The organism is Mesorhizobium sp. WSM4828 (assembly GCF_055811175.1).
Map to the genome: position 1 here is coordinate 1 of NZ_JBVVQK010000024.1, position 19,486 is coordinate 19,486.

The 19,486-nt window shown below is 63.9% G+C and carries 19 protein-coding genes; 16 read left to right on the forward strand and 3 right to left on the reverse strand.

Going from position 1 to position 19,486, the window contains the following annotated elements:
* Positions 1-1,729, reverse strand: a 1,729-nt coding sequence (gene hrpB / locus AC0L2X_RS23735; protein ID WP_473600408.1) for an ATP-dependent helicase HrpB, incomplete at its 3' end; no start/stop codon positions are given.
* Between the two features lie 76 nt (positions 1,730-1,805).
* Positions 1,806-2,696, reverse strand: coding sequence for a DMT family transporter (locus AC0L2X_RS23740; RefSeq protein ID WP_352487988.1), 891 nt, complete (start codon positions 2,694-2,696; stop codon positions 1,806-1,808).
* A gap of 27 nt (positions 2,697-2,723) precedes the next feature.
* Here AC0L2X_RS23740 and AC0L2X_RS23745 point away from each other — a divergent pair, with 27 nt between their 5' ends.
* The 14 genes from AC0L2X_RS23745 (at position 2,724) to dhaK (ending at position 15,433) form a co-directional block, all read left to right on the forward strand.
* On the forward strand, positions 2,724-3,413 hold the full coding sequence (locus AC0L2X_RS23745) for a PIG-L deacetylase family protein (protein ID WP_473557570.1): 690 nt from the start codon (positions 2,724-2,726) through the stop codon (positions 3,411-3,413).
* A gap of 212 nt (positions 3,414-3,625) precedes the next feature.
* On the forward strand, positions 3,626-4,957 hold the full coding sequence (locus AC0L2X_RS23750; RefSeq protein ID WP_473557573.1) for an ABC transporter substrate-binding protein: 1,332 nt from the start codon (positions 3,626-3,628) through the stop codon (positions 4,955-4,957).
* A gap of 112 nt (positions 4,958-5,069) precedes the next feature.
* Entirely contained in the window at positions 5,070-6,017 is a 948-nt protein-coding gene (locus tag AC0L2X_RS23755; protein ID WP_473557839.1) for a carbohydrate ABC transporter permease, read from the forward strand.
* Positions 6,014-6,964, forward strand: a complete 951-nt coding sequence (locus AC0L2X_RS23760; protein ID WP_023717959.1) for a carbohydrate ABC transporter permease — start codon at positions 6,014-6,016, stop codon at positions 6,962-6,964. Before AC0L2X_RS23755 ends, AC0L2X_RS23760 begins: the two co-directional genes overlap by 4 nt.
* Entirely contained in the window at positions 6,961-7,161 is a 201-nt protein-coding gene (locus tag AC0L2X_RS23765; protein WP_352487984.1) for a hypothetical protein, read from the forward strand. The genes AC0L2X_RS23760 and AC0L2X_RS23765 overlap by 4 nt, the downstream gene beginning before the upstream one ends.
* A 3-nt stretch (positions 7,162-7,164) precedes the next feature.
* Positions 7,165-8,277, forward strand: a complete 1,113-nt coding sequence (locus AC0L2X_RS23770; protein WP_473557575.1) for an ABC transporter ATP-binding protein — start codon at positions 7,165-7,167, stop codon at positions 8,275-8,277.
* Positions 8,270-9,283, forward strand: coding sequence for an ABC transporter ATP-binding protein (locus AC0L2X_RS23775; protein WP_473557577.1), 1,014 nt, complete (start codon positions 8,270-8,272; stop codon positions 9,281-9,283). The genes AC0L2X_RS23770 and AC0L2X_RS23775 overlap by 8 nt, the downstream gene beginning before the upstream one ends.
* A 67-nt stretch (positions 9,284-9,350) precedes the next feature.
* Positions 9,351-10,994, forward strand: a complete 1,644-nt coding sequence (locus AC0L2X_RS23780) for a dihydroxyacetone kinase subunit DhaK (RefSeq protein ID WP_352487981.1) — start codon at positions 9,351-9,353, stop codon at positions 10,992-10,994.
* 81 nt (positions 10,995-11,075) lie between these two features.
* The gene (gene dhaL / locus AC0L2X_RS23785; RefSeq protein WP_352487980.1) at positions 11,076-11,678 is read left to right on the forward strand and encodes a dihydroxyacetone kinase subunit DhaL; all 603 of its coding nucleotides are present in this window, start codon (positions 11,076-11,078) and stop codon (positions 11,676-11,678) included.
* Positions 11,675-12,064, forward strand: coding sequence for a dihydroxyacetone kinase phosphoryl donor subunit DhaM (gene dhaM / locus AC0L2X_RS23790; protein ID WP_292659370.1), 390 nt, complete (start codon positions 11,675-11,677; stop codon positions 12,062-12,064). The genes dhaL and dhaM overlap by 4 nt, the downstream gene beginning before the upstream one ends.
* Positions 12,065-12,086: 22 nt before the next feature.
* A complete protein-coding gene (locus AC0L2X_RS23795) occupies positions 12,087-12,389 on the forward strand; it encodes an HPr family phosphocarrier protein (RefSeq protein WP_473557580.1) in 303 nt (100 codons plus the stop codon).
* Positions 12,373-13,989 carry a phosphoenolpyruvate--protein phosphotransferase gene (ptsP, locus tag AC0L2X_RS23800; RefSeq protein ID WP_473557582.1) on the forward strand — a complete coding sequence of 539 codons (1,617 nt, stop codon included), beginning with the start codon at positions 12,373-12,375 and terminating at the stop codon, positions 13,987-13,989. Before AC0L2X_RS23795 ends, ptsP begins: the two co-directional genes overlap by 17 nt.
* 8 nt (positions 13,990-13,997) lie before the next feature.
* Positions 13,998-14,420 (forward strand): hypothetical protein, encoded by a 423-nt coding sequence (locus tag AC0L2X_RS23805; RefSeq protein WP_473557585.1) that lies wholly within the window; start codon positions 13,998-14,000, stop codon positions 14,418-14,420.
* A gap of 26 nt (positions 14,421-14,446) precedes the next feature.
* A complete protein-coding gene (gene dhaK / locus AC0L2X_RS23810; RefSeq protein WP_473557587.1) occupies positions 14,447-15,433 on the forward strand; it encodes a dihydroxyacetone kinase subunit DhaK in 987 nt (328 codons plus the stop codon).
* A gap of 276 nt (positions 15,434-15,709) precedes the next feature.
* On the opposite strand, the gene AC0L2X_RS23815 is transcribed toward dhaK, so the two are convergent.
* Positions 15,710-16,507, reverse strand: a complete 798-nt coding sequence (locus AC0L2X_RS23815) for a DUF2259 domain-containing protein (protein WP_473557590.1) — start codon at positions 16,505-16,507, stop codon at positions 15,710-15,712.
* A gap of 171 nt (positions 16,508-16,678) precedes the next feature.
* Here AC0L2X_RS23815 and AC0L2X_RS23820 point away from each other — a divergent pair, with 171 nt between their 5' ends.
* Complete coding sequence (locus AC0L2X_RS23820) at positions 16,679-18,586, forward strand: propionyl-CoA synthetase (protein ID WP_473557592.1); 1,908 nt, start codon at positions 16,679-16,681, stop codon at positions 18,584-18,586.
* A 191-nt stretch (positions 18,587-18,777) separates the two neighbouring features.
* Positions 18,778-19,479 (forward strand): metallophosphoesterase family protein, encoded by a 702-nt coding sequence (locus AC0L2X_RS23825; RefSeq protein ID WP_473557594.1) that lies wholly within the window; start codon positions 18,778-18,780, stop codon positions 19,477-19,479.
* Positions 19,480-19,486 lie beyond the last annotated feature (7 nt).

Consider the following 19,486-nt stretch of genomic DNA (forward strand, 5'->3'; position numbering starts at 1 on the left):
GGGGGGGGGGGGGGGGGGGGGGGGGGGGGGGGGGGGGGGGGGGGGGGGGGGGGGGGGGGGGGGGGGGGGGGGGCGGCCGCCGCCCCCCCCCCCCCCCCCCCCCCCCCCCCCCCCCGGGCGCGGGGGGGGGGGGGGGGCCCCCCCCCCCCCCCGCCGCGGGGGGGGGGGGGGGGCCCCCCCCCGGCGATGGCGTGCCCGACCCGACCCCACCCCGCTCCGCTTCGCGGATCGACCCTCCCCTCAAGGGGTAGGGTGAAGCCTGCTTTGCCAATCTCTCGGCCAGCTGCCGGGCAGCGGTGGCACGCGGCGATCTTTCGGCGTGAAAGCGCATCAGCCGCCGTTCGAGATCGGCGCCATCGCCGCCAAGGCCACGCTCAGTGAGCAGCACGGCGAGCATCGCCGCCTCGAGCGCCTGTCCGGTCCTTGCCGCCTCGGCGACCATATGGGCGAGCCGAACCGGTAGCGCCAGCCTGCGCATCGCGGCACCGGCTTCCGTCAGGCGGCCTGCCGCATCGACAGCATCGAGCGCGCGCAGCAGCGCCCTAGCCTCGGTGAGCGCCGGAGCCGGCGGGGAGTCGAGGAAGGACAGGCTGGTCGGATCGGCGACGCCGAACGCGGCGCAATCGAGCAACAGGCCGGAAAGATCGGCCTCGAGGATTTCCGGCGGCGTGAAGGGCGGCAGGGCCGCCGTCTGCTCGGCCCGCCATAACCGGATGGCGACGCCCGGCTGCGTGCGCCCGGCACGGCCGGCGCGCTGGTCGGCGGAAGCGCGGGAAGCACGTACCGTCTCCAGCCGCGTCAGGCCGCTCGCCGGCTCATAGCGCGGCAGCCGCGACAGGCCGGAATCGATGACGACGCGCACGCCGTCGATGGTGATGGAGGTTTCGGCGATCGACGTCGCCAGCACGACCTTGCGGCGGCCGGGCGGCGCCGGCTTGATCGCCGCGTCCTGCGCCTTGTTGTCGAGCATGCCGTAGAGCGGCACGATGTCGGTGTCGGCGCCGACCTTGCCCGCCAGCCGCTCGGTGGTGCGCTCGATCTCGCGTTGGCCGGGCAGGAAAGCGAGCACGCTGCCCTGCTCCCCGGCAAGCGCCGAGCGGATCACCCTGGCCATGGCATCCTCGATGGTGACGCCGGCCGGCCGCTCGTCATAGCGGACATCGACCGGAAAGGCGCGGCCTGCGCTCTCGATCACCGGCGCGCCGGACAGCAGTCTTGCGACACGCGCGCCGTCGAGCGTCGCCGACATCACCAGCAATCTGAGTTCGGGCCTCAGCGCACTTTGCACGTCGAGCGCCAGCGCCAGCCCGAAATCGCCGTCGAGCGAGCGTTCGTGGAACTCGTCGAACAACACCGCCGCGACACCGGGCAGTTCGGGATCGTCGAGGATCATGCGGGACAGCACGCCTTCGGTGACGACGAGAATCCTGGTCTTTGCGGAAGTGCGGTTTTCCATGCGCATGGCATAGCCGACGGTTTCGCCGGGCTCTTGGCCGAGCAATTCGGCCATGCGGCGGGCGGCAGCGCGGGCGGCTAGGCGGCGCGGCTCGAGCAGAATGATCTTTCCGGCGCCGAGCCATTCAGCGTCGAGCAGCGCCAATGGAACCAGCGTCGTCTTGCCGGCGCCGGGCGGCGCCACCAGCACGGCGCTATTGCCACGGCCGAGCGCTTCATTGAGCGCCGGCAAGACAGCGGAGACCGGCAGTTCCGGCAAGGGTTTTGTGGTCATTGTCCCAAGGATGTGCAGCCAGTTGGCGCCGATCGCATATCAGCGGTGGCGGTCGCGGCGCAACCTCGGCGCCGACTCAAAGCCTGATCCGCGAAAACGGGTTCCAGCGCACCGTGCCGAGCCGCACCTCCTCGCGCACCATCGTCAGCAGGCCGGAACCGCCGACCACAGCGAGCCCGACCAGCGATAGAAAATCAGGATATTCCCTGAAGAACAGCGCGCCTAGAACCACCGCCCAGACGATCTGCGAGTAATGCGTCGGCGCGATGCGGTTGGCCGGTGCGTATTTGACCGCCAGCAGATGCAGCAGCTGGCCGCCGGCGGTGAAGGCGCCGGCCAGTACCAGCCAGGCCCATTGCCTGCCATCCGGCAGCGAGAACGACGTAGCCGCCGCACCGACGCCGTTGAAGAGCAGGCCGTAGCCGATCAGCACGCCGAGCATCGTCGTGCGCTTTTCCTGCGCGGCGAGCGAACGCATCAGGATGACATTGGTGGCGGCCAGGAAGGCGATGATGAACGCCGCCAGATGGCCAAGCTGCAACTCGCGAAAACCAGGCCTGACGACCAGCATGACCCCGGCAAAGCCGGCGACGACCGCCAGCCACCGCCATGGGCCGACCTTCTCCTTGAGGACCAGCGTGGCCAGGATGGTGACGAACAGTGGCGCCAGGAAGATCAGCGCATAGACTTCTGCCAGCGGGATGGTGGTGAAGGCATAGACGCTGAGCACGCCCGAGGCTATGCCGGCCCAGGCGCGGGCCTGTACCGCCCACGGCCGGCTCGTGCGCCAGAAATCGCGCCAGCGCTCGCCTGCCGGCCTGGCAAAGAGCAGAAAGCAGCCGGCAAACAATGTCGAGAAGAAGCCGATCTCGAAGACGTTGAACTGCCCGCCCAGGCTTTTGACAACGGCGTCGCTGCACGAATAGCTTGCATAGGCGATGAGAGCGAGCAGAATTCCGTTGGGCACGTTTTTCCGTTTCCGGGAGAGATGAGAGTGAAGATACTGGCGCTTGGCGCGCATCCGGACGACATCGAAATCTTCGTGTTCGGTACGATGGCGGCCTATGCCGCGCAAGGCGCAGAACTCTTTTTTGCCATAGCCACCGATGGCGCCAGGGGCGGCTATGGCGATCCGGCCGCACTTATCCGCACGCGCCGCAAGGAGGCGATGGCGGCGGCCGGCTTGCTTGGCGTGACGCCGCGCTTTCTCGATTTTCCCGATGGCGCACTGGTCGCCGATGCCGCGCTGATCGGGGCGCTGAAAGCACTGATCGGCGAGATAGGGCCGGATCTGGCGATCACCCATGCGCCGAACGATTATCACGGCGACCATCGCGCGCTGTCGGACGGCGTGCGCATCGCAGCGTCATTCTCGGTGCCGGTGCTGCATGCCGACACGTTCGGCGGCACCGGGTTTTCGCCAACGCACTATGTCGATATCTCCAGGCATTTCGATCTCAAGGCGGACGCCATCCGGGCGCATCAGTCGCAGGATCCCGAGCGTTTCGTCGACGCGGCGCGCACGCAGAACGCCTTTCGCGCCGGCCAGTGCAACGGCCCAGCCGGATCGTTCGCCGAGGCCTTCCGCTTCGAGCCGGTCTTCCCCTTCGCCGACATCCGCGCCCTGCTGCCGCCGGCCCCAGTGATCCGTCCGGTGGCGGTCAGCAACAAGACGGTAACCTAGGCAGGCCGCCGCAACTTCTCACGTTGCTTCCTATCCAGCATGCTGCGATGCAGCAACGAATTCGCTTGCCTTGTTTAGTAAAAATTGCATCACTAAACAAATTACTAAACATCCGGTGCGTTGCCGCATCGTTGTGTTTGGGCCCCGGAGGAGGGGTTTAGCGGGCTCTTGAGACCGTCATCCGGACGCGTTTCGCAAATGGGAGGAAGGCAATGAAATCGACCTTGAAATTGGCGTTGGGACTGGCATCGACACTCTTTGCGTCGACAGCCGTTTCGAACGTCGCGCAGGCAGAAGATCTGACGCTTTGCTGGGCAGCCTGGGACCCGGCCAACGCGCTTGTGGAATTGTCCAAGGACTTCACCAAGGAAACCGGCATCGGCATGAAATTCGAATTCGTGCCGTGGACCAACTATGCCGATCGCTTTCTCAACGAGCTGAATTCGCACGGCAAGCTGTGCGACCTGATCATCGGCGACAGCCAGTGGATCGGCGGCGCCGCCGAGAACGGCCACTACGTCAAGCTGAACGACTTCTTCGACAAGGAGAAGATCAGCATGGACGATTTCGTGCCGGCGACCGTCGTCGGCTACTCGGAATGGCCGAAGAACTCGCCGAATTACTGGGCGCTGCCGGCCATGGGCGACGTCGTCGGCTGGACTTACCGCAAGGACTGGTTCTCCAAGCCGGAGCTGCAGAAGGAATTCAAGGAAAAGTACGGCTGGGATCTCGGCCCGCCGACGACCTTCGACCAGCTGAAGCAGATCGCCGAATTCTTCCAGAAGCGCGAGATCGACGGCAAGACCGTCTATGGCGCGTCGATCTACACCGAGCGCGGCTCGGAAGGCATCACCATGGGTGCCATGGACGTACTCTACAGCTTCGGCTTCCAGTACGAAAACCCGAAAAAGCCCTACGAAATGGAAGGGTTCGTCAACTCCGATAAATCGGTGAAGGGCCTGGAGTTCTACAAAGCCCTCTACGATTGCTGCACCCCTCCCGGCGCCTCGAACAGCTACATGGGCGAAGGCGTCGATGCCTTCAAATCCGGCCAGGTGGCGATGCATATGAACTTCGCCTTCACCTGGCCAGGCCTGCAGAAGGACGAGAATGTCGGCGGCGATAAGATCGGCTATTTCGTCAATCCCAAAGGTCCGGACGGCGACCAGTTCGCCCAGCTCGGCGGCCAGGGCATCTCGGTGGTCTCCTATTCCGACAAGCAGGAAGCCGCGCTCAAATACATCAAATGGTTCGCCAACAAGGACGTGCAGTCCAAATGGTGGTCGCTCGGCGGCTATTCCTGCCTCAACGCGGTCGTCAAGGACCCGGGCTTCCCGGCCAGCCAGCCCTATGCGCAGACCTTCCTCGACTCGATGGCAATCGTGAAGGACTTCTGGGCGGAGCCGAGCTACGCGCCGCTGCTGCAGGCATCGCAGAAGCGTTTCCACGACTATGTCGTTGCCGGGCAAGGCTCGGCCAAAGATGCGCTCGACGGCCTCGTCAAGGACTGGACCGAGGTCTTCCAGGACGACGGCAAGATGTAAACGGCTCCTCCCGAGCCCATGACCGAACCGTCCCGTGCCACCCTTGGCACGGGACACAGTTCAGATAAATTCCATTGTCGAGACGATCCAAGTGACCGAAGCAGGACTGACCATGCTCAATCGGACGGCGGACAGCGTTGCCCGGGCTACGCCTGAGCCGTTGGCCCGCAAGGTCCGGGGCATCAGCGACAAGGGCCTCGCCTGGCTGTTCATCTCGCCGACGATCCTGTTGCTTCTAGCCATCAACATCTTTCCGCTGTTCTGGGCAATCTATCTGTCCTTCACCAATTTTCGCGCCAATCGGCCCAACGAGGTTGTGAAAAACCTTGGGCTGGCGAACTACCAGCGCATCCTCGCTGACCAGGACATCTGGATCGCCATGCAGACGACGGCGCATTTCGTGTTCTGGACCATCCTGCTGCAGACGCTGATCGGCTTTACGCTGGCCTGGCTGATCGACCGCAAGTTTCGTGGCCACGCCTTCTGGACGACTATCATCCTGGTGCCGATGATGCTGTCGCCGGCGGTGGTCGGCAATTTCTGGCGCTTCCTCTACGAGCCGCAGATCGGGCTGTTCGCCTACGCCGTTTCGTTCGTCACCGGCATACCAGCAACCGAAATCAGCATGCTCTCCAACGTGTCACTGGCGCCATGGTCGATCATCATCGTCGACACCTGGATGTGGACGCCTTACGTGATGCTGATCTGCCTCGCCGGCCTGCGCTCGATCCCCGAATACATCTACGAGGCGGCCGAGGTCGACCGTGCCTCCAACTGGCGGCAGTTCTGGTCGATCACACTGCCGATGGCGCTGCCCTTCATCATGCTGGCGGTGCTGTTTCGCGGCATCGAGAACTTCAAGATGTTCGACATGGTCAATTTGCTCACCGGCGGCGGGCCGGGATCGACCACCGAAGTGGCCTCGATCACGCTGAAGCGGCAGGCCTTCGAAAGCTGGCGGACGGGCTATTCCTCGGCCTTCGCCATCATCCTGTTCGTCGCGGTGTTCGGGCTGGCCAACATCTACGTCAAGGCGCTCAACAAGGTGAAGCAGAGATGAGCCTGACGTCAGCCCACTCCGTTGTCGCACCGTCGGCCACGTCGAAGCGCGTCGCCGGCACGATCATCGTCGCCTACGCGCTGATCTCGATCGTGCCGCTGCTGTGGATCTTCGCCACCAGCTTCAAGACGCCGCCGGATTCTATCGCCTATCCGCCGAAGATCCTGTTTCAGCCGAGCGTTGAAGGCTACTGCAACCTGTTCACGACACGGACCAGGCAGACGCCGGAATACATCAACTCGCTTGGACCGGCGACGGGCCTGTGCGACGAGACGGTGCGCAAGCGCAACATGGTGATCGCCGGCCCGTCCAACTTCATGCCGCGCTTCGTCAATTCGCTGATCATCGCCTTCGGCTCGACGTTTTGCGCGGTGTTCCTCGGCACGCTGTCGGCCTATGGTTTTTCGCGCTTCAAGGTACCGCTCGCCGACGACCTTCTGTTCTTCATCCTGTCGACACGGATGATGCCACCGATCGCCGTCGCGATTCCCATCTACCTGATGTATCGCGAGCTTGGCCTGTCGGACACGGCGCTCGGCATGATCCTGCTTTATACGGCAGTCAACGTGTCCTTGGCAGTGTGGCTGCTGAAAGGCTTTATCGACGAGATCCCGCGCGAGTATGAAGAAGCGGCGATGATCGACGGCTATACGCGGCTGCAGGCGTTCTGGCGCACCGTACTGCCGCAGGCGACTACCGGCATTGCCGCAACAGCCATCTTCTGCCTGATCTTTGCCTGGAACGAATATGCCTTCGCCGCGCTGCTGACTTCGGGCACGGCGCAGACCGCGCCGCCCTTCATCCCAACCATCATCGGCGAAGGCGGCCAGGACTGGCCGGCGGTCGCTGCCGGCACGACGATCTTCCTGGTGCCGATCCTGGTCTTCACCATCCTGCTTCGCAAGCAGTTGCTGCGCGGCATCACCTTTGGCGCGGTGCGCAAATGAACCTGACAGCAAAACGCAAATCGCGCTGGCCCGTTTGGGCCAGGCGCGGGCTGATGGAAAACGTCGCCACCGCGATCATCGCGATCGGCTTCCTGATGCTGTTCCAGCCCTTCGCACTGGTGCTCTACACCTATTCCTTCATCACCATGCTTGCGGGCACGGCGATGTTCATCGTCGTCTCGAAATTTCCGGAGTAGACGATGGCCGAGATCAGGGTCGAACATCTGAGGAAGGCATTCGGCGATTTCGTCGCTGTGCAGGATTCCAACTTCGTCGTCGAGGACGGCGAATTCTTCGTCATGCTAGGGCCGTCGGGCTGCGGCAAGACGACGACGCTTCGTATGATCGCCGGGCTCGAACTGCCGACCGGCGGCAAGATCCTGCTTGGCGGCGAGGACGTCACCATGCGGCGTGCCCGCGAGCGCGACATTGCCTTCGTATTCCAGCTGTTCGCGCTCTATCCGCACATGAATGTGCGGAAGAACATCGGCTTTCCACTGCTGGCGCAAGGCATGCCAGGCGCTGAAATCCGGGCCAGGGTGGAAGAGACGGCGAAGCTTTTGCGGATCGACCATCTGCTCAACAAATCGGTCTCCGGGCTAGCCGGCGGCGATCGCCAGCGCGTGGCGCTCGGCCGCGCCATCGTACGGCGGCCAAAGTGTTTTCTGATGGACGAGCCGCTGGGGACCCTTGATACTGAATTCCGCGATTTGATGGTCCATGAGCTGCGCGAACTGCACAACCGCATCCACGCCACCACCGTCTATGTCACGCATGACCAGATGGAAGCGATGTCGATGGCCGACAAGATCGCGGTGATGAACCACGGCGTCATCGAGCAGTTCGGCACGCCGCGTGAGATCTACGATCGGCCGGCAACGATGTTCGTCGCCGACTTCATCGGCTCGCCGCCGATGAATTTCCTCGGCTTCGGCGGCGGGCTTTCAAAGGGCGTCAGGGAAATTGTTGTGCAAGGCGCGAAGGTGGCGGTGCCGGAGGTGCGCGAGGATGTCGCGCCGGCCGAGATGGCGCTTGGCATCCGACCGGAGCACATCCGTTTCGACGACGCTTCGAAGCTGCGCGGCGCCATTTATGGCACCGAATATCTCGGCACCACTCAGATCGTGGCGGTCGAGACGGCAGACGGCATCATCAAGGCCAGGGTGCCGGCCGAAATCCGGCTCAATCCGGGCGATCATGTCGGCCTGGCGCTGAGCAGCGCGCGGCTGTCGCTGTTCGCAAAAGGATCCGGCCGTGCGGTGCGCACCGAAATCCATGACTCGGCCTCCCAGGGGAGAGCGCATCATGGCTGACGTTCACATCAAAGGCGTGACCAAGGCTTTTGGCGAGCATGTCGCCGTCGACAATCTCGACCTGCATATCGCCGACGGGGAATTCGTCGTGCTACTCGGGCCGACCGGCGCCGGCAAGACGACGACGCTCAGGCTGATCGCCGGGCTGGAGCGGCCCGAAGCGGGCTCGATCCATATTGCCGGCCACGACACGACGACGCTGTCGCCGGCCGAGCGCGACACCGCTTTCGTCTTCCAGCAATATTCGCTCTATCCGCATCTGTCGGTTTACGACAACCTCGCCTTTCCGCTGCGCTCGCCGGCGCGGAAAATGCCGGAGGACCAGATCCGCCGCCGTGTCGAGGACGTGGCCAAGATGGTGCGCATCCACCACAAGCTGAATAATCGCTCGACCAAACTGTCGGGCGGCGAGATGCAGCGCGTCGCCATCGGCCGCGCTCTGGTGCGCAAGCCGTCGATCTACCTGATGGACGAGCCGCTGTCGTCGCTCGACGCCAAGCTGCGTGCCGATCTCAGGCTCGAGCTGAAGCGCATCCAGGCCGAACTCGGCGCCACAATGCTCTACGTCACACACGACCAGATCGAAGCGATGACCATGGCCGACCGCATCGGCATCCTCGCCGACGGCGTGCTGGTGCAGATCGGTTCCCCGCGCACGATCTATTCTGAGCCGGCAAACCTTCACGTCGCGGCAAGGCTCGGCCAACCGGCAATCAATTTGTTGCCGGTCGGCTTGCTGCCGGATGGCGGCGCGCCGACGGGGACCAGGACGATCGGAGCGCGCACCGAACATCTTTCGATCGAGAAGGCGGCGAACGGCCATGCCGACGGCGTCGTCGATTGGGTCGAGCATCTCGGCGACCAGAACCATCTGCACGTGACGGTGGGGACCAGGAAGCTGGTGACGCTGACCGACCCCGACACCGATCTGGCGCAGGGCGACAAGATCATGATCCGCTATCGCTCGCCGCTGTATTTCGGCGCCGATGGGCGACGGCTGATGTGAGTGCTGCGCGAGTGTTTTCCTGGCACCTTTCAACCGGCAATTTCGGGCACCGGACTGGACCAATTCGATGAAGCATTTTTTCAATCGCAGGGATACGATCGTAACTGAGGCCCTGGACGGCTTTCTCGGCACGACCGGCGCCGGCGATCTCGCTCGCCTCGACGGCTATCCCGAGATCAAGGTCATTCTCCGCGCGGACTGGGATAAGACCAAGGTCAGCATCATCTCCGGCGGCGGGGCCGGGCACGAACCCGCGCATGCCGGTTTCGTCGGCGTGGGCATGCTGACGGCGGCGGTTTCGGGCGAGATCTTTGCTTCGCCGAGCGTGGAAGCAGTATTGGCCGCCATCCGCGCGGTGACCGGTCCCGCCGGGTGCCTGCTGATCGTCAAGAACTATACCGGCGATCGCCTCAACTTCGGCTTGGCCGCCGAGAAGGCGCGCGCGGAAGGCTTTCGCGTCGAGATGGCGATCGTCGCCGACGACATTGCCCTGCCGGACATTGCCCAGCCGCGCGGCGTTGCCGGCACCTTGTTCGTGCACAAGATCGCAGGCTATCTGTCGGAAGCCGGCAACGATCTGGCGACGATTGCCGCTGCGGCGCGCGCCGCGGTGGCGGATATCGTTTCACTCGGCATATCGCTGTCGTCCTGCTCGATCCCCGGCCAGAGCCATGACGAAAGATTTGGCGCCGACGACGCTGAACTCGGCCTCGGCATCCATGGCGAACCGGGCGTTGAGCGGATTGCGGTACAAAGTGCCGAAAGACTGGTTGCGATCATGTCGGAGCGCCTTGCCGCGCGGCTCGATCCCGCCAGCGACTACGCCTTGCTGATCAACAATCTCGGTTCGGTGCCACCGCTGGAAATGTTGCTTGTCGCCAATGCGGTATTGGCATCACCGCTGGCACGAAAGGTGACGCTGACGATCGGGCCTGGGCAGCTTATGACGGCGCTCAACATGAACGGCTTTTCTCTGTCGCTGATCCGGCTCGATGCGCCGCGCGAAGCGGCGTTGCGGGCGCCGGTAGGTCCTCACGCCTGGCTGCCGGCAAGAGCGGTTGGCCCAATGAGCATCGTGCCGATGGCAAAAGCCGCCAGCCTTGGCAACGCGTCGAAAGCCAGCCAGGACGCGCGCACCGAGCGGCTGGTGGTCGCGGTCTGCGAACGGCTGATCTCGCTTGAAGGCGCGTTGAACAGACTGGACGCCAAGGCTGGAGACGGCGACACCGGATCGACTGTGGCGGCCGGTGCGCGCAGCGTGCTAGGCCGCATTGCGACACTGCCGCTCGCCGACCCTGCCGCAACGCTCGCCGCCGTCGGCGACATCCTGAGCGCCAGTATGGGCGGCTCTAGCGGCGTGCTGCTGTCGATCTTCTTCACCGCCGCCGCGCAGGCGCTGCAGTCTGGCGAAACGCTTCCCAAGGCGCTTCTCGCCGGCCTGGATCGGGTGTCCTTCTATGGTGGAGCGAGGATCGGCGATCGCACGATGATCGATGCCCTGGAACCCGCCTTGAGGGCGCTGGATAGGGGGAGTCTGGAAGATGCGGCGGTCGCGGCGCGAAGCGGAGCCGAGGCCACCGCTGCAATGCGCAAGGCCAAGGCCGGGCGGTCCGCCTATATTGGCAGCCAGCTCGACGGCGTGGTCGATCCGGGCGCCTTTGCCGTCGCCGAGGTCTTCACTGCCCTCGCTGCGTTGCTCGAACCCGCTTGACTGGGGAAAAGAATGCTTCAATTGCCGGATATGCAATTTTCTCGTACTGCCGGCAGCGCAGGGGCCAGGAGCATGGGTGACATGGCGGCAGCGGATCTCTCCAAGCTGATCGAGGCGACGGCAAACACCATCGCCGCCCATGCCGAAGAGCTGACCAGGCTCGACCAGGCGATCGGCGACGGCGACCATGGGCTCAACATGAAACGCGGCTTCGAGGCAGTGCGGGCCGAGGCCGGCGCGTTCGCGGCAAAGCCGTTGCCGGAGGCGCTGAAGGCGATCGGCACCAAGCTGGTGATGACCGTCGGCGGAGCCTCCGGTCCCTTGTTCGGCACGCTGTTCATGGCGCTCGGCAAGGAGATTCCCGCCGCGCCGGATCGCGCCGATCTGGCGGCGGCTTTCGGCAAGGCGATCGAAGCAGTGGCCGCCCGAGGCAAGTCGCAGGCCGGGCAAAAAACCATGCTCGACGTGCTGCAGCCGGTGCATGAGGCCCTGCTGGAGGGAAAGACGGCAGCGGACATCGTCGAGATCGCCGACAATGCGGCCGACGCGACCGTGCCGATGAAGGCGCTGCGTGGGCGCGCCTCCTTCCTTGGCGACCGTTCGATCGGTCATATGGATGCCGGCGCACGCTCGACCGCCCTTCTGGTGCGGGCCGTAGCCGAAGCAATCGAGAGGCGCGCATGAGCAATGTCGGCATCGTCATCGTATCGCATTCGCCGCTGGTCGCCGAAGGCACCGCCGACATGGTGCGGCAGATGGTCGGCAACGAAGTGCCGCTTGCATGGTGCGGCGGAAACGGCCATGGCGGGCTGGGAACCAATGTCGAGGCGATCATGGGCGCCATCGACAAGGCCTGGTCGGAGGCGGGTGTCGCGATCCTCGTCGATCTCGGCGGTGCCGAGACCAATAGCGAGATGGCGGTCGAGATGATCGGCGAACCACGCGCCCAGAAGATCATCGTCTGCAATGCGCCGATCGTCGAAGGCGCGGTGATGGCGGCGACCGAGGCTTCCGGCGGCGCCTCGCTCAAGGAAGTGGTGGCGACGGCGCACGAACTGTCGCCGTCGTGAATGAACGGGAATTTTGACAAGCATGTCCGCAGCAGCCGAAGCCAGCGTCCTGATCACCCATGAGGTGGGACTGCATGCGCGTCCTTCGGTGAAGTTCACCAAGCTTGCCAAGACGTTTTCGGCCGACGTCGAGATTGCACTCGCCGCCAACGGGCCGTGGCTCGACGCCAAGAGCATCGTCAAGGTAATGGCTGCGAAAGCGCCGAGAGGTACTGTCCTGCATATCAGAGCCAGAGGGGACGGCGCCGGTGAGGCGGTCGGCGCGCTGGTCGAGCTGGTGCGGCGCGATTTCGACGAAGGCAAGGACCATGCCCGAACCGCTTAGTCTGCAGGGCATTTCGGCATCGGCCGGCTATGCCGAGGGGCCGCTGTTCGATCTGGACCAGGCTGCTGTGCGTTATGTCCGCAAGGCGACTGCCGCGGACGAGAAGGCGGCGCTTGAAGCCGCCATCTCCATTGCCGCAGGCCGGCTCGCGACATTGATCGAAACCAGCGACAGCGAGGCGGCCGGGATCCTCGAATTCCAGCTCGCCATGCTGGAGGACAACGCGCTGACCGGTCCGGCCTTTGCGCACATCGTCGAGGGCATGGCTGCTGATGTGGCTTGGCCAACAGCGCTCGACGCCGAGATCGCCGGCTACGAAACATCCGACCAGGACTATTTCCGGGCGCGCGCGGCCGACATGCGCGATATACGCGACCAGGTGCTACGCGCGCTGACCGGGGGCGGCGACATTGCCGCACCGGCGGGTGCGATCTTCTACGGCGAGGATATCGCACCGACGCGCTTCCTCGAGACCGACTGGAGTGCCGGCGGCGGCATAGCACTTACGGCCGGAAGTGCTGCAAGTCATGTCGCAATGCTGGCACGCTCACGCGGCGTGCCAATGGTGGTGGGGCTTGGGCTCGTGGCGCGTGGGGTGGCCGGGCCCGGTGCTTCGCCGGCTCACCTTGCCGGAATGGCTCTGCTCGATGCCGAACATGGCGGCATCGTGTTGGCGCCTTCGAAAGCGGAGATCGATGCATTCCGACGATCGTCGTTGGCTTTCGCAGCGCATCGCGGCAAAGCGGCAGCCTATCTGACAAGGCCGGCAGCAACGAAGACCGGCATAGCGGTCCGCGTGCAGGTGAATATTGCCGATCCATCCGATGTCGACAGCATCGATGCTGCGGCGTGCGACGGTGTCGGGCTGATGCGGACCGAATTCCTGTTCGGCAAGACGCTGCCGGACGAGGAGACCCAATATCGCGCCTACCGCAAAGTGTTGGAATGGGCAGGCGACAAGCCGGTGACGATCCGTACCGTCGATGCGGGCGGCGATAAGCCTGTGCCGGGCCTGACCGTCGAGGAAGGTAATCCATTCCTTGGCCTGCGCGGGATCAGGCTGTCGCTGGTGCGCCCAGAGGTCTTTCGCGTGCAGATCCGCGCCTTGCTACGCGCCGCCATGCACGGCAATCTGAAGGTGATGTTCCCGATGATCGCCGTTCCGGAAGAGTATGAACACGCCACCGCGCTGTTCGCGGAAGAGCAGGCTGACCTTTTGGCGCGCGGCATCGCGCAAAAAATGCCGCCGCTTGGCATCATGGTCGAGGTGCCATCGGTGGCGATTGCGCCGGAGGCATTCGCCAAGGCCGCCTTCTTCTCGATCGGTTCGAATGATTTGACCCAATACGTGATGGCCGCCGCTCGCGACAATGCGTCGGTCGCACATCTGAATTCGGTCAGGCATCCGGCCGTACTCCGGCTGATCGCCTCGGTTGCCGCCTTCGGCCGCGAGCATAATGTCCCGGTCAGCCTGTGTGGCGACGCCGGCGGCGACCCCGCCTCGATCCCGGCGCTGCTTGAAACTGGCCTGCGTGACCTCTCCGTCGCTCCCGCCCAACTCGCGATGGCCAAGGCGGCCATCGCGGACGTTTCGATCTAGGCCCCGGCATGTCAGACAAAGCGTCGCAATCCGGCCCCGAAGAGGCGATCCGCGCCTACAAGACGATCCTGTCGCAGGTGATCGACCAGCGCCCGTCCGGCATGCGCCAGCGCCTCGCCGATGCGCTGGGCAAGCATCGCAGCTTCGTCACGCAGATTTCCAGCCCCGCCTATTCGACGCCCATCCCGTCGAAGCATTTGCCGGCTATCTTCTCCGTCTGCCATTTCAGCCCGGCCGAACGCGATCATTTCCTTGACGCCTACCATCGGGCGCATCCGGGAAAGATGTCGCTGGCTGCAGGCATGCGCAAGACACGGCATGTCTCGCTGATCGTTCCCGATTTCGGCGACGATAAGCAGAATGCAGCGCTCGACCGGGCGGTCAATGATTTCATCCAGAAGATCACCAGCATCGCCGGCAAGGGCAGCTGACGCTGGGCTATTTCGGAAGGACAGCCATGAAGAAATTTCTGAATTCGGTCGATACGGTGCTGACCGAGAGCCTCGACGGCTTCGTTGCCGCGCATGCCGATATCCTGGCGCTCGGCGAGGAGCACAAATTTGTCCGCCGCAAGGTGCTCAAGCCGGGCAAGGTGGCGCTGATCTCCGGCGGCGGCTCGGGTCACGAGCCGCTGCATGGCGGGTTCGTCGGGCACGGCATGCTGGATGCCGCCTGCCCCGGCCAGGTATTCACCTCGCCGACGCCTGACCAGATGATGGGGGCCGCCGATGCCGTCAATACGGGCGCCGGCTGCCTGTTCATCGTCAAGAACTACGAGGGCGACGTGATGAATTTCGACATGGCCGCTGAAATGACGGAAGGCGTGATGCAAATTGTGACCAATGACGACGTCGCGGTCGAAAACTCGTCCTACACCACCGGCCGGCGCGGCGTCGCCGGTACGCTGGTGGTCGAGAAAATCGTCGGCGCGGCGGCCGAACAAGGCATGCCACTGGAGTCTTTGAAGGCGCTGGGCGAGCGCATCAACGGCGCGACGCGCTCGATGGGCGTGGCACTGACCAGTTGCACCGTGCCGGCGGCGGGCAAGCCGACCTTCGACATCGGCGACGGCGAGATGGAGTTCGGGGTCGGCATCCATGGCGAGCCGGGAAGGCGGCGTGACACATTGAAGAGCGCCGATGCCATCACCGAGGAGATCTGTACCGCAATCCTGGGTGACCTGGGCGACGGTGCCAGAGGCCAGGCGCTACTCTTCGTCAATGGCTTTGGCGGCACACCGTTGATGGAGCTTTATCTGATGTATAACAGCGCCCGCAAAATCTTCGAGAAGCACGGCGTGACGGTGGCCCGGTCGCTGGTCGGGTCCTATGTGACCTCGCTCGACATGGCCGGCTGTTCGATCACGCTGAGCATGCTCGACGACGAGGCGGCTGTTTGGTGGGATGCCCCGGTACATACGGCCGCGCTGCGCTGGGGCATGTAGCGGCGGAGAATGCCCCAGAAATAGTCGGTGATAAAACCGACATCGGCAACGCCGCACATCACCAGACAGTTGCCCTCCTCACCCAGCGTAAGATAAAGAATCTGCGGGTTTGGGGAGTTCGAGCATGCGTTACAATTGGGATCGGGCGCCGACGGGTTTCGAGCGTCATGGAAAGGTGCTGGCAGCCGCCTTGCTGATCGTCGGCGGGGTCGGCCTTATGCTCGCTGCGCTGCCGCTTTAGGGACAACAACTCGGGTAGCTTCTGAGCGCGTTGCCTCAGTGCACCTGGCCAGTCACGGCGAGGAAACGGCGGTCACGTCCCTCAAATCCCTGGCTGAAGCGCTGCACGAGCACGACAAGCACGCCCGGTTTCCCATCCGGGGTGAATGCGTAAGATTCCGACAGGCTGTAGGAAGTCGGGCAATTCCTCAAACCGGGCACCGCCTTGTCCTCATGCAGCAGCTTGATCGGCTTGCCGTCCTGACCCTGCAGCGTCAGGCGAAAGCCGAGCGCCTTGCCGGTCGTTTCGCCTTGCTGCGTCCCGTCGAAACTCGATGAACAATCCGCCGTGCTGTCGGCAAGGATCTGCTCGAGCTGGATGGTCGAGATGCCAAGCTCGTCATAGGCCGGCGAAAGCCATTTCTGCGAAACCTGCTCGAGGCGCGCAATGTCGTTGTAGGCGACCAGGTCGTCGGGAAAGGTGAATTTGTCTAAGCCCGTCCGCTCGCCGCGCGGCGCTATGGCATATTTGGCCAGCAAGGGCGCCGCCTGCGCCGCGGCACGCTCCCGCGCCTGCGCAAGCGTCAGTGTCGCATCCTCCGTCTCGTCGACGATGACGATCGGCTTGCCGCCGGCGAACTCATCGGTGCGCGTGTCGATGATGTCGATCTCCGACCAGCCCGAATCCGAAGCACCGGCATCGAGCGTGCCGTACTGTTCGAAGGCGAAGTAGTTACCGTCTGGCGAAAAGCCGATGATGCGCCGTGCCGCCGCATCGCCGGCCTGAGCAGCTGAAGCGAGCACCGCCGCCAGGGTCGCAACGGCGGCAAATTCAAGCCCGTATCGCAGTTTCATCGCGCCCTGCCCCCATGTCGAAAATTCGGCCGATATCAGCCCCGCAGATCACGACGACCCTGCATTTGCGGCCGAATTAGAACGACGGCAAACGTAAAGCACAAATACATGGTTACAGAAAGCAGCATACGCTATTTCAAGGACTGCAAACATTCCTGGGGAGGAAGCTGGATGGCGTCACGCTACCATGAGGTCTATGACGACTGGAAACGCGACCCGGAAAAATTCTGGGCCGATGCGGCGAGTGCAATCGACTGGTTCTCGCCCTTCGAGGCCGTGTTCGACGCCAATGCCGGCGTCTATGGCCGATGGTTCAACGGCGCCTCGTGCAACACCTGCTTCAATGCCGTCGATCGTCATGTGGCGGGCGGCCGTGCCGACCAGATCGCGTTGATCCATGACAGCGCGATTTCGGGCACAATCAGGAAATTCACGTATGCCGAGTTGAAGCGCGAGGTGGTCGCGCTGACCTCGGTGCTCAAGAATCGTGGCATCCAAAAAGGCGATCGCGTCATCATCTACATGCCGATGGTGCCGGAAGCAGCTTTCGCCATGCTTGCCTGCGCGCGGATCGGCGCCGTGCATTCGGTGGTCTTCGGCGGCTTTGCCTCGCATGAGCTCGCCGCCCGCATCGACGACGCCAAGCCGAAGCTGATCATCTCCGCTTCCTGCGGCCTGGAACCAGGGCGCGTCGTCGCCTATAAGCCGCTGCTCGACAAGGCGATCGAGATGTCGCGGCACAAGCCGGAAAGCTGCCTCATCCTGCAGCGCGACCAATTGCGCTGCGAGCTCAGGGCAAACTACGACATCGACTATGCCGACGCCGTGGCGCGTGAGCGGGCCGCCGGCGCCAATGTCGACTGCGTTCCGGTGCTTGCCACCGATCCGCTCTACATCATTTACACGTCGGGGACGACCGGCCAGCCGAAGGGAATCGTGCGCGACAATGGCGGCCATATGGTCGCGCTGAAATGGTCGATGGAAAACGAGTTCGGCGTCAAGCCGGGCGAAGTGTTCTGGGCGGCTTCCGATGTCGGCTGGGTGGTCGGCCATTCCTACATCGTCTACGGCCCGCTGCTGCATGGCTGCACGACCGTGCTGTTTGAAGGCAAGCCGGTCGGCACGCCCGACGCCGGCACCTATTGGCGTGTGATCGCCGAGCATGGCGTGGTCGCAATTTTCACCGCACCAACCGCCTTTCGCGCCATCAAAGGACAGGACCCGAAAGGCGAATTCGTCCCGAAATACGACCTGTCCAAATTCCGCACGCTGTTCCTCGCCGGCGAGCGCGCCGATCCGGAAACCATCAAATGGGCGGAGCAGAAATTGAACGTGCCGGTGGTCGACCATTGGTGGCAGACGGAAACAGGCTCGCCGATGACGATCAACCCCGCCGGACTGGGCCTGTTGCCGGTCAAATACGGCTCGCCCGGCGTGCCGATGCCCGGCTACGACATCCGCGTGCTGGACGATGCCGGGCATGAGGTCAAGCGCGGCACGCTTGGCAATGTCGTGGTGAGATTGCCGTTGCCCCCCGGCTGCCTGCCGACGCTGTGGAATGCCGACGAGCGGTTTCGCCAAGCCTATCTCGAGGAGTTCCCCGGCTTCTACAAAACCGCGGATGCCGGCATGATGGACGATGACGGCTATCTCTATGTCATGGCCCGCACCGACGACATCATCAATGTCGCCGGCCACCGGCTGTCGACCGGTGCCATGGAGGAGGTGCTGGCCGCGCATCCCGACGTTGCCGAATGCGCCGTCGTCGGTATTGCCGATGCTATGAAAGGCCAGGTTCCACTCGGCTTCGTCGTGCTGAATGCCGGCGTCGACCGCGACGCCGGCATCATCGAAAACGAGGTGGTCACGCTGGTGCGCGACCGGATCGGCCCGGTCGCTGCCTTCAAGACGGTGGTGACGATCAAGCGCCTGCCTAAGACGCGCTCCGGCAAGATCCTGCGCGGCACCATGCAGAAGATCGCCGACAAGGAGGAATGGGCCATGCCGGCAACGATCGACGACCCGGCCATCCTCGACGAGATCACCGCCGCGCTGAACCGCCGCGGCATCGGCCTGTAAGAGGCCGAAGCCGAGTTGCGTCCGAAGCTCCGGTATGGAACGACCGGCGCCAGACATGGTATCCACGCGGTGTGTCGTCATGTTGCTTCGGAATCGAGACGCACACACAGCCATGCGAGATGCCATACGTGACCCTGTTCCAGCGATCGAGAAAGCCCCAGGCCGCGGCACGCCGGCGGCTGGAGATCGATATGCGGGGCACAATCGTCTACGCGATCGGCGACGTGCATGGCTGCTACAAGGAACTCCGCGCCCTGGAGCAGAAGATCCTGCTCGATTCGGTGCCCTTCGAAGGAAGAAAGCTGATCATCATGCTCGGCGACTACGTCGATCGTGGGCCTCAGTCGGCGCGTGTGCTCGATCATCTGCTGGCGCCGCCGCTCCATGATTTCCAGCGCATCTGCCTTGCCGGCAACCACGAAGTCGTGATGCTGAACTATCTCGACGGGATCATTTCGAGAGAGTCGTGGCTGGCGATAGGCGGCCTGCAAACGCTGTTTTCCTACGGCGTCGACCCGTCGCGCATGGCCGATCTCTATGGGTCAAGCGACGAGGTTGACCGGCGCATTCGGGAGATCATCCCCGCCGGCCATGTCGGCTTCATGCGCGCGCTGCCGGTCATGGTCTATTCGGCGAAATTCGTGTTCGTTCATGCCGGCATCAGGCCCGGCATCGAACTGGCCGCGCAGGACGAGGAAGACCTGCTCAACATCCGCTCGGAGTTTTTCGACGCCGCGCATCTTCTCGACCGCTATGTCGTGCACGGACATACGCCGGTCGAGGTTCCGAAGCTCGAGGGACGCCGGCTCGGCATAGATACCGGCGCCTTCCAAACCGGCCGGCTGACCGCCCTCAGGATCGTCGACAACCGCGCCAAGTTCATATTTTCCTAAGCGCGAT

Coding starts and splice junctions, on each gene's coding strand:
- AC0L2X_RS23755 (WP_473557839.1), top strand. CDS start 5,070: ATGCTCAATCGGACGGCGGACAGCGTTGCCCGGGCTACGCCTGAGCCG.
- dhaL (WP_352487980.1), top strand. CDS start 11,076: ATGGCGGCAGCGGATCTCTCCAAGCTGATCGAGGCGACGGCAAACACC.
- dhaM (WP_292659370.1), top strand. CDS start 11,675: ATGAGCAATGTCGGCATCGTCATCGTATCGCATTCGCCGCTGGTCGCC.
- dhaK (WP_473557587.1), top strand. CDS start 14,447: ATGAAGAAATTTCTGAATTCGGTCGATACGGTGCTGACCGAGAGCCTC.
- AC0L2X_RS23765 (WP_352487984.1), top strand. CDS start 6,961: ATGAACCTGACAGCAAAACGCAAATCGCGCTGGCCCGTTTGGGCCAGG.
- AC0L2X_RS23815 (WP_473557590.1), bottom strand. CDS start 16,507: ATGAAACTGCGATACGGGCTTGAATTTGCCGCCGTTGCGACCCTGGCG.
- AC0L2X_RS23825 (WP_473557594.1), top strand. CDS start 18,778: ATGCGGGGCACAATCGTCTACGCGATCGGCGACGTGCATGGCTGCTAC.
- AC0L2X_RS23805 (WP_473557585.1), top strand. CDS start 13,998: ATGTCAGACAAAGCGTCGCAATCCGGCCCCGAAGAGGCGATCCGCGCC.
- AC0L2X_RS23775 (WP_473557577.1), top strand. CDS start 8,270: ATGGCTGACGTTCACATCAAAGGCGTGACCAAGGCTTTTGGCGAGCAT.
- AC0L2X_RS23770 (WP_473557575.1), top strand. CDS start 7,165: ATGGCCGAGATCAGGGTCGAACATCTGAGGAAGGCATTCGGCGATTTC.
- AC0L2X_RS23820 (WP_473557592.1), top strand. CDS start 16,679: ATGGCGTCACGCTACCATGAGGTCTATGACGACTGGAAACGCGACCCG.
- AC0L2X_RS23780 (WP_352487981.1), top strand. CDS start 9,351: ATGAAGCATTTTTTCAATCGCAGGGATACGATCGTAACTGAGGCCCTG.
- ptsP (WP_473557582.1), top strand. CDS start 12,373: ATGCCCGAACCGCTTAGTCTGCAGGGCATTTCGGCATCGGCCGGCTAT.
- AC0L2X_RS23795 (WP_473557580.1), top strand. CDS start 12,087: ATGTCCGCAGCAGCCGAAGCCAGCGTCCTGATCACCCATGAGGTGGGA.
- AC0L2X_RS23760 (WP_023717959.1), top strand. CDS start 6,014: ATGAGCCTGACGTCAGCCCACTCCGTTGTCGCACCGTCGGCCACGTCG.
- AC0L2X_RS23750 (WP_473557573.1), top strand. CDS start 3,626: ATGAAATCGACCTTGAAATTGGCGTTGGGACTGGCATCGACACTCTTT.